We start from the raw sequence: 12,462 nt of genomic DNA on the forward strand, positions 1-12,462 counted from the left end.
AAAACTTATTTTATTTTTTCCCATTTATTTTCATAGGTTGGGGAAATTGTTTGTAGTACAGTTAACATCTTTTGCTGATTGCTAGTAGGCTTTCCATCAGAAAAAACACTTACAATTTCATCCGCTTTTGCATCTAAGAAAATTCGGATCATATAATTCCCTACCGTAATATTGTGCAATTTATCAAGATTAATAACGCTTCGTTCAATCGCTTGCTTCGCCTCATCAACGTTATTCGTCATACTGTCAAAACCATTTCGGTGGTAATTATAATATATCGACCTCAAAGCTGCGAATTTTTCGGCTAATAAACTATCTATTAGAGCAAACCTATTTTGTTCTCCAATTTGATTTTGCCAACCAGACTCGCCATTAGATTGCGCTTGTAACATAGCGTTTTCAGCTTGCTTTAAGTAATCTTGCCCTCCTTTTTCAGCAAAAGTATCAGCATCTACTCCAATAATAACATATGCGTAAAACGCAATCATTGAAACTAAATTCGAGTCGTATACATTAGGATTATAAATCAACGGGTCGAATTCATTGTATCTAAAATTAAAATTTAGATCATTAATATTTAATATAGGGCTGGTATAAGAAGAGTTAAAAACAGGTCGTGTAGCCTGGATCTGTAAACTTGCAGAAAAATTATTCCCATTTTGCTCATTCACAATGATAGTAAATGCGCAATTTATGCGTTCTTGTAGTTTAAACTTTTTATTGGTCCATTGTTTCTGGTTAATAAATTCTGTTAACGCAGTTTCAAGTGTGCTGTATACTTGTTTATTAGAACTTTGAATTTTCTCAGTATTAATAGTAACCAAAGCATTTAACTCCTGCGAATTTACCGACAGTGATATAAAACAAATGAATGTAAAAAAGAAAAACTTACGCATGTAATTTTGATATTATTTCGTTAATTATGTCGTTAGCAACCTCATTTTTAGGTTTAAGATCAAATTCTTTTGCATTTAAACCTTCATCAATAATAGTAATTTTATTTGTATCAGTAGCAAATCCAGCTCCTTTATCTCTTAAAGAATTTAATACAATAAGGTCTAAATTTTTCTTAGTGATCTTACTTTTTGCATTTTCCATCTCGTTATTGGTTTCCAACGCAAAGCCCACTAATAATTGATTCTGTTTTATCTCACCTAACGACTTTAAAATGTCTTTTGTTGGTTCCAACTCAATAGTTAACGCAGCATCCTTCTTTTTTATTTTCTTGTCTGCAATATTTTTTGGTCTATAGTCAGCAACAGCTGCCGACAAAATAGCAATATCAGTATTTTTATAGTGTTCATGACATGCCTTATACATATCTCCAGCCGACTTCACATTTACTCTAGTTATAAAGGAATGCTTTACCTTTTGAGAGCTCGGACCGGTAATCAATATAACTTCGGCTCCAAGATTTGCTGCTGATTTCGCTATTTCAAATCCCATTTTCCCAGAAGAATGATTACCAATGAATCGCACAGGATCAATAGCTTCATAGGTTGGACCTGCTGTAATTAGAACTTTCCTACCTTTTAACGGTAGCTTAGATGCAATATCTTTTTCGATAAAAGATACGATATCTTCCGGCTCAGCCATTCTTCCCTCTCCAACTAAACCGCTTGCCAACTCCCCAGAAGTTGCAGGAATCATAATATTTCCAAAACTCTGAAGTTTCTCTAAACTGTTTTTCGTTGAAGGATGTTTATACATGTCCAAATCCATTGCTGGTGCAAAATATATGGGACATTTAGCTGATAAATAAGTAGCTAATACCAAGTTATTACAAATACCATTAGTCATTTTTGATAAGGTATTTGCGGTTGCTGGGGCTATTATCATAATATCAGCCCATAGACCTAACTCAACATGATTATTCCATAAATCATTTTCCTCTTCATCATAAAATGTAGAATGAACTGGATTTTTAGAAAGTGTAGATAATGTAAGTGGAGTAATAAAATCTTTAGACGCAGGAGTCATGATTACTTTGACTTCTGCGTCTGATTTTATAAATAAGCGGACTAAACTCGCCGTTTTGTATGCGGCTATTCCTCCGGTAACGGCTAGTAAAACTTTCTTACCGCTTAGTACAGACATAATTATTTATTGTCCGGTTTTCTGAAGTAAACGTCACCATCTAACCACTCATCTACTGCAATTGCATGTGGCTTAGGTAAACGCTCATAGAATTTAGAAACCTCTATTTGCTCTTTGTTTTCAAAAACTTCTTCTAAACTATCATTATAAGTGGCAAACTCGTCAAGTTTATCTACCAATTCCTTTTTTAAATCAGAATTAATTTGAGTCGCTCTCTTTGCTATAATAGAAATAGCCTCATAGATATTCTCAGTTGGTGCCTCGATAGCTTCTTTATCATAAGTTATTGTACTTACAGGTGCTTTCGTTTCTTTATAATCCATTATTTAACTTTTAACTAATTGTTCTTGTTCCTTGTGTAATGCTGCTAACATCTTATCCGAATCTCCCAAAAATTTTGACTCTGGGAAGTTTCTCTTCAATTTATTGTATGCCTTTACAGCTTCTTCAATTCTTACTAACTTTCTTCTCGGAGTACTTTTAATAGCAAAATCATGAGCAGCCTTTAATCTGTAATACAAAGCTTCTTCTTTAAAACTTGTTCCTAAATATTCAGATAACAAGTTATCAAAAGCTACAATTGCCGCTCTGTAATTTCTAGAATCGTATCTAGCTGTTCTGTAATAAGTTTTTGCTATTTCAAATGCTTTTTCTTCTAATTTTAATCGTAATTCTCCGTAATACTTATTTGCTTCAACTAACTTACCCGAATCAGGATATTTATCAATAAACCTCTGAAATGCATCTAATGCTTTATTAGTATCCGTTGGATCTAAACTAAACGCAGGAGCTGCCTTATAATAACTTAATGCCGATAAAAACTCAGCTTCTTCGGCTTTCGAACTTTTTGGGTAATTCTTTGCAAAGCGATCAAAATAATATCCAGCTAAACTATAGTTCTTCACATTAAAATTAGCTTGAGAAACCATAAACTGAATACGTTCCATTTGTGGTTTTGCTCTATATGAAGGTGTAATTTTCTCAAATAAGCGTAACGCCTTGCTATATTTTTGAGATTCATACATTTTCACAGCCATTTTATACTGCTCTTCTGTAGTTCCTTTATTCAACACCTTTTGGTACTCTCCACACGAAGTAAATACCAACATAAGTATAAATAATAAAGCTAAATTTTTATTTTTTCGCATCTGGCAAAATTAAGTATTATTAATGGATTAATAAAAAGATTTTTCACTCACTTACTTAGATTCAATTTTTTAGTAATAGTATTGAATTTTTTCAATGTTTTTACTCATAAATAATAATCCATTTTATGTCAGTTCGTAAACTCTCTATTTATGAGTGCAATAAACTATATATTCTGTTACAAAAAAGGTAAAGAACTCATAAATGTATGTTAATACTATTGTGGCGCATTGGTCCCAGCAGCCACAAGTTGTTTTACATCATTATCAAATAGATATAAACCACCTTTATCGTCACCAATTAAATTAATTTTATCTAAAATATTTCTTGCTAGAGCTTCCTCTTCTATTTGTTCAGCAACATACCACTGTAAAAAGTTATGGGTTGCATAATCTCTTTGTTCAAGAGTAATATGAACTAAATCGTTAATCGATTGAGAAACCATTACTTCATGATTGAATAAGGTTTCGAACATATTCTTAAAAGAACCAAACTCAGTTGGAGGTGCTGCTAATTCAGAAATTTGTGCATGTCCGCCTCTTTCATTCACGAACTTAACTAACTTTAACATATGCATTCTTTCTTCATCTGAATGTGCAAACATAAATTGAGCCACTCCTTCAAACCCTTGAACTTCAGCCCAACATGCCATAGCTAGATATACTTGTGAAGATTCTGCCTCTATTCTAATTTGTTTATTTAGTACTTCTTCTATTTTTTTAGACAACATAGTTGATTGTTTTTTGATTTGCAAAGATGCAAAAAAAGACCATAATAATTAACATTATGGCCTTTCTATTATAATCTCATTAATTCTATAAATGATCTATAAAATCATTTATTCTATTTTGTAAATCCGAACTTGCTGGCACTAATGGCAATCTAACACTATCTCCTGATATAGTTAGCTTTTTTAGTACCGACTTTATTCCTGCTGGGTTGTTTTCTTCAAAAATTAACCCAATCAAATCCATTAATTTATAGTGTAAGGCAAAAGCTTCTTTATTTTTTCCTTCTAAGCCTAAACGAATCATTTCTGAGAAATCTTTCGGAAAAGCTTGACCAATCACAGAAATTACTCCAGCTCCTCCCGCTAATACTGTACCTAATGCCAAATCATCATCTCCAGAAATAATTAAAAAATCTTCTGGCTTATTCTTTAATAATTCATAATACTGCTGTTGAATGTTTCCAGCTTCTTTAACTCCTATTACATTATCGTAATCTCTAGCAAGTCTCAATATTGTTTCTGGCAACATGTTTTTAGCTGTTCTACCTGGTACATTATACAAAATAACAGGTTTTGTACTAGCCTCAGCTACCACTTTAAAATGCTGGTAAAAACCTTCTTGCGTTGGTTTACTATAGTAAGGAGCCACAGATAACACGGCATCAATGCCTGTTAAATCTAATGATTTAAGTTCGTCAACTACCACTTGTGTATTATTATCTCCAACACCAAGAACTAAAGGTAAACGTCCTTCATTAACTTCAACAATTACCTTTATTATTTCAATTTTCTCTTCTTTAGTAATTGTAGCACTTTCGGCGGTTGTACCATTTATAACTAAATAGTCTGTTCCATTATCTATATTGTAAGTAACTAATTTTCTTAAAGCGCCAAAATCTACACTCAAATCCTCGTTGAACGGTGTCACTAAAGCAACTCCCATTCCCACAAACTCTTGCATTATATTTTATTTAAAATCGTTAAATATTTTTTTAATTCTTGATTTAAAACTGCTTCATTAAATGTAGCATCTGACACCACTATATCAAAGAGTTTATCATCAATACCTGCAAAGCCAGCTTTTAGCTTCGCTTGCGAATGCAAAGTTATTACATTAGTATATAGATTAGACGATTTTGTATAATTTATAAGCAAATCATAATCATTTTTAACAAAGTTTTTCAAATTGTCAGATTTCAAACTTGCATTAAAACCAATTTCTTTTTCTGTAAAGAACTTAGGCACTTCCTCATCTTTTTTCGAAAAATTTCGATAGACTAAAAAAGTTATATTTTTTTTATCAAAGTTTAACTTACTCGCTAAATTAGATGTTATTACATTCTCAAGTGAAGCATTATCTAAAATAACCGCTACTGATTTTACCTTCCCTCCTTTATTATTGGAGACTATATTCTTCTCTTTAAGTTTATTGTACTGTTTTTCAATGGACTTGTACTTAAAATTACCTATCATTTATTTGTAATTTGTAATCTTTTTTAATAATTAGGGTGATTATTTTTTTGAAATTTCAAAAATTTTATTCTACTATTTCCATCAATATGAATTGATTAAGTTGCTTTCCATATAATTGAAAATTATCATCGGAAATTAAAAGTAATGTTTTATTCCCATTAGGTAAAACATCTCCAAAACAAATTCCTTCTATATTATCTATAACCCCTTCCATTAATTCGGCTTTTACCCATTCAAAATCAAACAACAACTCCTTTTTTAACGGTATATAATTTGAATTCTTCAAAGATTTTACCCCCAATGTATTCGTTGTTTCATTATCTGCACTCGCCTTAAAAATTCGAATGGTATTTCCATAACTCCCATAACCACTTTGATAAATTCTTTCAACAACAAAAAACTTTCCTCTACCAAACTCTAAAATAGCCGTTACTCCATTCAAATTAATATCTCCTTTCGCTGGCTTTTCAAGATATTCCAATTCATAAGCATATTGCTTCGTGGCCTTCTTTTCTTTAGAATCAAAATACGTAATTCTTATAGGAGACTTTTTTTTACTATAGGAAGGTTCTTCTCCATCTATCCTAAGAGGAGCTTCTAAAGACACCCAAAAACCTCTTCCATCAATAGACTTACTAGATCCCTCAAAAACCCCATTATGCCTATGTTTACCTACATCAATATCACCTAAATAATCGGGTAAAAGTACTTCTTCAACAAAACTACCTAAAGAATCCGTTACAAACACGGTAGGTCTTTTATTATTTTTTATAGAGCCCTCACTTGTTACATTCAAATTTCCTTTAGAGTCGACAAAAACCGACTCTAAATCCAATATTTCTTTTTGATAAAACCCATTTATAGTATCATTTATCAATATTGTTTTTTTAAAAGAAACATCTATAATTTTTCCATTCTCAATAACTATTTCCCCCTTTAAAACTCTTGGTTTTTTTGAATCATCTACAACAAAATAATAGGTACTCTTGTTTTTATCAACTCCTGATAGTCCACCAATTACTGATTCTTCAAAAACAACAGAATCTTGAAAAACATACTCATCTAGAAAACGTAGTTGCATTCTCTTAGTTTTACATCCCAAAAAACTGATTCCAATTATTAGGAAACACCAATATTTCTTACCTATCATTATAGTACAATTAGCAATAAAAAGTGCTAAAATAGTATTTATCTATGTAAGGTTTAGAATTTTATCCGTCTAAATCCTAAAACACGAAAACATGAAAAAACATATTCCGTTCTTGTTAAAAGTAATAGCGGCCATTATCATGCTTCAAACCTTATTTTTTAAATTTTCTGGAGCACAAGAAAGTATTGATCTTTTTACAATAGTTGCTGGAGAAAATGAAGCTATAATGCGAATTGGGACTGGCATAATTGAGCTCATAGCTTCAATTTTACTATTTGTTCCAAGTAAAACATGGGTAGGCGCGATTTTGACCATAGGCTTAATGGGAGGTGCTATTATGAGTCACATAACAAAAATAGGAATTGAACATAACGGCGATGGAGGTATTTTATTTGCTTCAGCTATAGCAACATTCGTTATTGGAGGTATTTTATTAATTTTAAATAAAAAGGATGTTCCATTTCTAAATAAAATTTAAATTATTGTTTGTTTAATTACTAACCATTAGTTTCTTTTGTATAAAAAGAAACCAATGGTTTTTTACTTTCTAAGAAATTGCAATAAAAATTTCGACTTCCCCATTTGATGGATCTTTCGCTTTTTCTCCATACAACTCAAAGTCCGCAGTATACTTTCTATTTAAGTCCATTCCCCATATTTCTTTCCATTTATTCACCACAACATCTTTGGTAAGATCTCCTTGGGCTAAAAATTTCTGATAAGAAGAATTTTCAATTGCAATGCCAACCATTCCGTCTGGAATATTATCCAAATCAGACACTCTAAAGCCTAAAACTGTATCGTAAGGCTTGGTATGATCCGATTCATAATTAGTATATACTGCGCAAATGGTGTCATCAATTCTATTATTTATAACACCTTTCATGTCCTTTGTCATAAATTGGTTCCAAAGCATAGGTATATCTTCTTTCGCTTTTTGATTCTCATTAGAAGTTCTAACCGATATACCCACTACATAAAACTGATCTTTTTGTATTGTTTCCATATTTTAGTTTTAAATTCAAAACAAAAATATACTTGAGTTATGACAGCCCTTTGTCAGGGGAGGATAGATATTTTTCGTTACACATTTCGAAGTACTGTTGAATAGTCATGTCATGAGGTTCGAAAGTTTCAATATTATGAACCAACTTTTGCATGCGATCGAGTCTAAAAGCACGAAATTCATTCCTGAAACGGCAAAAAGCAATCAATAACCAATTTTCATTCGTACTATACAAAGCGAAAGGTTCAATAACTCTTTTTGTAAACTTATTCTCCAGTGAATTATACTCAAGTTCTAATAAATTAAAGCTAGTAATAGCTTTTTGAATTTGAATCAAATAATTACTAGATCGCTCTTCCGTTATATTTGCTCTGAACGCAATTCTTTTTGATAATAAATTAGCTTTATCTTTTTGAGAAAATTTTAAAACTGCTTTTATTTTCGTAATAGCATTCTTATAATTTTCAATCAAAGAGGCATCCCTATTTTTAAGAATTAACTGCTCCGCTGTGATTAATGCATTCGCCTCTTCTTCAGAAAACATTACTGGAGGTAATTGATACCCTTCTACTAAAGTATACCCTTTTCCTTCTTCCGTAGTAATTGGAACTCCAGAGTTTTCAAGTGTCCTAATATCTCTATAAATCGTTCGAATACTCACCTGATACTTTTCTGCCAGTTCTCTTGCAGTAACAATCCGTTTTGATTGTAATTGTATTACGATTTGGGTTAACCTAGCTATACGCGGCTTTTCCATGTACTATTTTTTAAGTAGAATATTAATCTTCTCCTTGTAAATCTTCAGCAAATTTAATATCGATTAATTGATTCTTTGATATCATTGCTCTACAAATAAAATATTGCGCAATGATATACAATACAATTATTGAAATGCTAAATAAATGGCTTGGATTGTAGAAATTATTTAACGCTATTAAACTATCTGACAAAACAAATAAAACTGAACCTAATAGCAACCATAAGTTTTCTGTGCTTTTACTTTGTCTATAATTAAGTAATGTTACCGCTCCAAAAGCTGCGATTGTAACCCCATAAACTATAACAGGAATCAATAAATCTCCTAAATTCGAATAAGTAATATACAACACGCCTACAAACAATAAAACAAATGGAATAGCTGAACTTATCATCTTAGCCGTTAAGTGCCTTTCTAAAAAACCTATGGTAATTTTGATGTATATTATATGTGCCATTAAAAATGATGCCAGACCAAACAAAAAATAATTTTGTTTATCTAATAAAAACACATCTCCCCAAAATGAAAAAAATAAACCACTTACAAACCAAAAGTTTGGCTTTTTCACTCCTACCAAATACACAACTACCAATGTTGTCATCAAGAGTGGTTTGAATATAATTTCAAGGATTTTGTTGCTCGTAATTACCGCAAATATATCAGTAATGGCTATCAATAAAAATAACAATGTTGCAATGGTTAATTTGATTTGTTTTGACATTTTAAAATTTAATTATTTATACGATTTCAAGCTAAAAACAGCGGGAAAATTTATTTTCTTTTACTATAACAAGCTATTGTTTCCTTTTGCTATCATTGCTTTACATATAAAATATTGAGCTATAATATATAACGTTATCAATAAAATGTTAACGAAATGATAGGAGCCATAAAAATTATCAAACCCTACAAAAATATTCGAAAAAATAAACAAAGTACTACCAATGAGTAACCATAGGTTCTCTACTTTACTTTCTTGCAGATAATTAAGTAAGCATACTACTCCAAAAATAGCAATCACAACTCCATACAATATTACTGGAAACATCATATTGCCAAGATTGTTAAATATAAAATACATTACGGCAAGAAATAATAATGAAAACGGGATCGTTAAAACAAGGACTCTAGAAATGGAATCCTTTTTTAAAAAACCAATTATGATCTTAATATATATTAAATGCACAATAAGAAACGTTACTAAACCATAAATAAGGTGACTCTTTTCATAAATGAGAAACACATTTCCCCAAAATGAAAAGAAATAACTAACAATAAACCAAGTATTGGGTTTATTAACTCCAGAAAAATAAACGATCAACAAGGTGATCATTAAAAATGGCTTAAAAATGAGTTCAAGACTTCTGTTACTAACAAATACAGCATAAACGTCAATGGCTCCTACAATTAAAAAAAGGAGGTGCGATAATATAATTTTCGTTTGATTATTCATTGTAACACTCTCATTATATTATTAATTTATCATATCTATAAAATCTTGTTCAGAAATAATTGGAACTTCAAGCTTTTGAGCTTTTTCTAATTTACTCGGCCCCATATTATCACCTGCAATTACATAATCTGTCTTTTTCGAAATGGAACTACTTACCTTTCCTCCGTTGTCTTCTATAGCTTTCTTAAGTTCGTTTCTACTCAATTGATGAAAAACACCAGAAACGACAAATGCTTTTCCTTGTAATTTATCTGTTTGATTTTCTAAACTTTCAGCAGAAACTTCTAGTTGTACACCAAAAGATTTCAACCTTTTAACTAACTCTTTATTTCCTTCATTTGAGGAAAAATCAATAATACTTTGTGCTATTCGTTCTCCAATCTCATCTACAGCTATTAATATTTCTAAATTAGCACTCATCAAATTATCCATTGACTTAAAATGCTTTGCTAATTTCTTTGCAACAGTCTCACCTACAAAACGAATACCGAGTGCAAACAATACCTTTTCAAATGGAATTTCTTTAGATTTTTCAATTCCATCAATCATATTTTGAGCAGATTTCTCTGCCATCCTTTCCAATGGAATCACCTGATCTTTGGTTAACTCATATAAATCAGCATAATTTTTAACCAATCCTTCTTTTCGAAGTAAATCAACAGTCTCACCACCTAGCCCATCAATATCCATAGCTTTTCGTGAAATGAAATGTTGAATTCTACCAGTTATTTGAGGAGCACAACCGAACTCATTAGGACAGTAATGCTTGGCATCTCCTTCCGTTCTAATCAATTCTGTACCACATTCAGGACAATTTGCAGCATATTTTGTTGGTAATGAATCTGATGGTCTTTTAGCGAAATCTACCTTGATAATCTTAGGAATTATTTCTCCTCCTTTCTCAACAAAAACAGTATCTCCTACTCTAATGTCAAGTTTTTCTATTTGATCGGCATTGTGTAGCGAAGCTCTTTTTACGATGGTTCCCGCTAAATGAACCGATTCTAAATTTGCTACGGGTGTAATAGCTCCTGTCCTCCCGACTTGATAAGTAATTTCATTTAAAACCGTAGTTACTTGTTCTGCTTTGAACTTATAAGCAATTGCCCATCTTGGTGATTTTGACGTATACCCCAACTCTTCTTGTTGTTGTAAACTATTTACCTTAACTACAACTCCATCGGTTTCATATGGTAAATCATGACGCTTTTCATCCCATGCATTAATAAACTCAAAAACCTCCTCAATACTTTTAGCTAACACAATTGTTTCTGGAACTTTAAACCCTGAATTTCTCGCAGCTTCTAAACTCTCGTAATGTGTTTTATATTTTCTTTCATTTGTTACTGCCTGATATAACAAACAATCTAAAGGTCTTTTCGCTACTTCCGAACTATCTTGTAACTTTAAACTTCCACTTGCAGTATTTCTTGGATTTCGATATGCTTCTTCTCCATTTGCTACTCTCTCTTCATTCATTTTATTAAACCCTTCCAATGGTAAAATAATCTCTCCTCTCATTTCAAAATTCGAAAGGAAATCTTTTTTTGGTACTAAAGGAATCGATTTAATTGTTTTAACATTCGTTGTTACATCATCACCTTGAAATCCATCGCCTCTTGTAACCGCTCTTAAAAACTCCCCATTTTCAAAGGTTAAATTAATCGAAGCTCCATCATACTTTAACTCACAGGTGTATTCAATTTCAACCGAACCTAAATTCTTTTGTAAACGTTTCTCCCAATCTAATAAATCTTCCTTCGAATAAGAATTATCGAGAGAGTACATTCTATTCTTATGGGTTATTGTATTGAAGTTTTTTGTGATATCTCCCCCCACGCGTTGTGTTGGAGAGTTTGAATCGAAAAACTCGGGATGTTCATTCTCTAGTTTTTCAAGTTCTTTTAATTTTATATCAAATTCATAATCAGTAATTGTGGCATTATCTAAAACATAATAGTTATAATTATGTTCACGTAATTCTTCTCTCAATCCTTCTATCCTATCCTTTATTGTCATCGAAAAAATATAGCTATTTAATTATTTTTTAACCTTACCCGTTAATAAACTCACTCCTTTAGGAAAAGGATTTCCAGAAGATCTTCTGAATGATACTATCTGACCAACATGCCAAATAGCATCGGCAATAGGTCCATTTAATTGATTCCAAAAGGGAAATTCAGCCGTGTTATCACCTCTTGGGATTTTCATCACAAACTTTGACAAGTCATTTGACTTCTTTAAAATATCACTAGTTTTTTTAAAATTCTGAAGCGTTTTTTTTCTTAAATCATCAAACACAAGATCATCACTTTTTTCAAAAACTACCTCCTTCCCTTCTACCGCACTTAGAGTCATTACGGATAATACTAATAAATGCTCTAAGGTCTCACGAACTGACCTCGCTTCTTGATTCGGTTTATACGATAAATCTTTAGGTTTCAGTCCTTCTGTTGCCCAATAATAACGAAAACCTAAACCATCTACCATTCTCGCAGCTACAGTACCTTGCGTATACTCTTTAGGAGCTTCAGGTATTTCATAATACGGCAATTTTTGAGCATTTATTTTCCCCATAGTAAACAACATTACAAAACTTAATACAACTCTCATTTAAAATCTAATTATCTATAATACTAAAAATGAACTA

15 protein-coding genes are annotated in these 12,462 nt (G+C 31.5%); 1 reads left to right on the forward strand and 14 read right to left on the reverse strand.

Annotated features, from left to right (window positions below; translation table 11 throughout):
* Positions 1–5: 5 nt before the first annotated feature.
* The 8 genes from BLW23_RS06140 to BLW23_RS06175 all read right to left on the reverse strand — a co-directional run bounded on the left by BLW23_RS06140 (position 6) and on the right by BLW23_RS06175 (position 6,527).
* The gene (locus BLW23_RS06140) at positions 6–896 is read right to left on the reverse strand and encodes a type IX secretion system protein PorD (protein ID WP_093668324.1); all 891 of its coding nucleotides are present in this window, start codon (positions 894–896) and stop codon (positions 6–8) included.
* On the reverse strand, positions 889–2,097 hold the full coding sequence (gene coaBC / locus BLW23_RS06145; protein ID WP_093668325.1) for a bifunctional phosphopantothenoylcysteine decarboxylase/phosphopantothenate--cysteine ligase CoaBC: 1,209 nt from the start codon (positions 2,095–2,097) through the stop codon (positions 889–891). The genes BLW23_RS06140 and coaBC overlap by 8 nt, the downstream gene beginning before the upstream one ends.
* A 2-nt stretch (positions 2,098–2,099) precedes the next feature.
* Positions 2,100–2,420, reverse strand: coding sequence for a DNA-directed RNA polymerase subunit omega (locus tag BLW23_RS06150; RefSeq protein ID WP_093668326.1), 321 nt, complete (start codon positions 2,418–2,420; stop codon positions 2,100–2,102).
* A gap of 3 nt (positions 2,421–2,423) precedes the next feature.
* A complete protein-coding gene (locus BLW23_RS06155) occupies positions 2,424–3,245 on the reverse strand; it encodes an outer membrane protein assembly factor BamD (protein ID WP_093668327.1) in 822 nt (273 codons plus the stop codon).
* A gap of 215 nt (positions 3,246–3,460) precedes the next feature.
* Positions 3,461–3,973, reverse strand: a complete 513-nt coding sequence (locus BLW23_RS06160; protein ID WP_093668328.1) for a ferritin — start codon at positions 3,971–3,973, stop codon at positions 3,461–3,463.
* A gap of 85 nt (positions 3,974–4,058) precedes the next feature.
* On the reverse strand, positions 4,059–4,934 hold the full coding sequence (gene dapA, locus BLW23_RS06165; RefSeq protein ID WP_093668329.1) for a 4-hydroxy-tetrahydrodipicolinate synthase: 876 nt from the start codon (positions 4,932–4,934) through the stop codon (positions 4,059–4,061).
* Positions 4,934–5,446: a DUF6913 domain-containing protein gene (locus BLW23_RS06170; RefSeq protein ID WP_093668330.1), complete on the reverse strand. Its 513-nt coding sequence runs from the start codon at positions 5,444–5,446 to the stop codon at positions 4,934–4,936. Before BLW23_RS06170 ends, dapA begins: the two co-directional genes overlap by 1 nt.
* A gap of 64 nt (positions 5,447–5,510) precedes the next feature.
* Positions 5,511–6,527, reverse strand: coding sequence for an esterase-like activity of phytase family protein (locus tag BLW23_RS06175; protein WP_176829764.1), 1,017 nt, complete (start codon positions 6,525–6,527; stop codon positions 5,511–5,513).
* Positions 6,528–6,687: 160 nt separating this feature from the next.
* Here BLW23_RS06175 and BLW23_RS06180 point away from each other — a divergent pair, with 160 nt between their 5' ends.
* Complete coding sequence (locus BLW23_RS06180) at positions 6,688–7,074, forward strand: DoxX family membrane protein (RefSeq protein WP_093668332.1); 387 nt, start codon at positions 6,688–6,690, stop codon at positions 7,072–7,074.
* Between the two features lie 69 nt (positions 7,075–7,143).
* Here the strand turns inward: BLW23_RS06180 and BLW23_RS06185 are convergent, their stop codons facing one another.
* The 6 genes from BLW23_RS06185 to BLW23_RS06210 all read right to left on the reverse strand — a co-directional run bounded on the left by BLW23_RS06185 (position 7,144) and on the right by BLW23_RS06210 (position 12,425).
* Positions 7,144–7,602 (reverse strand): GyrI-like domain-containing protein, encoded by a 459-nt coding sequence (locus BLW23_RS06185; RefSeq protein ID WP_093668333.1) that lies wholly within the window; start codon positions 7,600–7,602, stop codon positions 7,144–7,146.
* A gap of 37 nt (positions 7,603–7,639) precedes the next feature.
* Positions 7,640–8,359 carry a helix-turn-helix transcriptional regulator gene (locus tag BLW23_RS06190; RefSeq protein WP_093668334.1) on the reverse strand — a complete coding sequence of 240 codons (720 nt, stop codon included), beginning with the start codon at positions 8,357–8,359 and terminating at the stop codon, positions 7,640–7,642.
* Positions 8,360–8,381: 22 nt separating this feature from the next.
* The gene (locus BLW23_RS06195; RefSeq protein ID WP_093668335.1) at positions 8,382–9,080 is read right to left on the reverse strand and encodes a lysoplasmalogenase; all 699 of its coding nucleotides are present in this window, start codon (positions 9,078–9,080) and stop codon (positions 8,382–8,384) included.
* A gap of 63 nt (positions 9,081–9,143) precedes the next feature.
* Positions 9,144–9,812 carry a lysoplasmalogenase gene (locus BLW23_RS06200; RefSeq protein WP_093668336.1) on the reverse strand — a complete coding sequence of 223 codons (669 nt, stop codon included), beginning with the start codon at positions 9,810–9,812 and terminating at the stop codon, positions 9,144–9,146.
* Positions 9,813–9,833: 21 nt separating this feature from the next.
* Entirely contained in the window at positions 9,834–11,831 is a 1,998-nt protein-coding gene (ligA, locus tag BLW23_RS06205) for an NAD-dependent DNA ligase LigA (protein ID WP_093668337.1), read from the reverse strand.
* Positions 11,832–11,852: 21 nt separating this feature from the next.
* Entirely contained in the window at positions 11,853–12,425 is a 573-nt protein-coding gene (locus BLW23_RS06210) for a DinB family protein (protein ID WP_093668338.1), read from the reverse strand.
* Positions 12,426–12,462: the final 37 nt, after the last annotated feature.

The sequence above is a fragment of the Tenacibaculum sp. MAR_2009_124 genome (assembly GCF_900105455.1).
Classification (GTDB): Bacteria; Bacteroidota; Bacteroidia; order Flavobacteriales; family Flavobacteriaceae; genus Polaribacter.

Coding starts and splice junctions, on each gene's coding strand:
- ligA (WP_093668337.1), bottom strand. CDS start 11,831: ATGACAATAAAGGATAGGATAGAAGGATTGAGAGAAGAATTACGTGAA.
- BLW23_RS06185 (WP_093668333.1), bottom strand. CDS start 7,602: ATGGAAACAATACAAAAAGATCAGTTTTATGTAGTGGGTATATCGGTT.
- BLW23_RS06170 (WP_093668330.1), bottom strand. CDS start 5,446: ATGATAGGTAATTTTAAGTACAAGTCCATTGAAAAACAGTACAATAAA.
- BLW23_RS06155 (WP_093668327.1), bottom strand. CDS start 3,245: ATGCGAAAAAATAAAAATTTAGCTTTATTATTTATACTTATGTTGGTA.
- BLW23_RS06190 (WP_093668334.1), bottom strand. CDS start 8,359: ATGGAAAAGCCGCGTATAGCTAGGTTAACCCAAATCGTAATACAATTA.
- BLW23_RS06175 (WP_176829764.1), bottom strand. CDS start 6,527: ATGCAACTACGTTTTCTAGATGAGTATGTTTTTCAAGATTCTGTTGTT.
- coaBC (WP_093668325.1), bottom strand. CDS start 2,097: ATGTCTGTACTAAGCGGTAAGAAAGTTTTACTAGCCGTTACCGGAGGA.
- BLW23_RS06210 (WP_093668338.1), bottom strand. CDS start 12,425: ATGAGAGTTGTATTAAGTTTTGTAATGTTGTTTACTATGGGGAAAATA.
- BLW23_RS06140 (WP_093668324.1), bottom strand. CDS start 896: ATGCGTAAGTTTTTCTTTTTTACATTCATTTGTTTTATATCACTGTCG.
- dapA (WP_093668329.1), bottom strand. CDS start 4,934: ATGCAAGAGTTTGTGGGAATGGGAGTTGCTTTAGTGACACCGTTCAAC.
- BLW23_RS06180 (WP_093668332.1), top strand. CDS start 6,688: ATGAAAAAACATATTCCGTTCTTGTTAAAAGTAATAGCGGCCATTATC.
- BLW23_RS06160 (WP_093668328.1), bottom strand. CDS start 3,973: ATGTTGTCTAAAAAAATAGAAGAAGTACTAAATAAACAAATTAGAATA.
- BLW23_RS06150 (WP_093668326.1), bottom strand. CDS start 2,420: ATGGATTATAAAGAAACGAAAGCACCTGTAAGTACAATAACTTATGAT.
- BLW23_RS06195 (WP_093668335.1), bottom strand. CDS start 9,080: ATGTCAAAACAAATCAAATTAACCATTGCAACATTGTTATTTTTATTG.
- BLW23_RS06200 (WP_093668336.1), bottom strand. CDS start 9,812: ATGAATAATCAAACGAAAATTATATTATCGCACCTCCTTTTTTTAATT.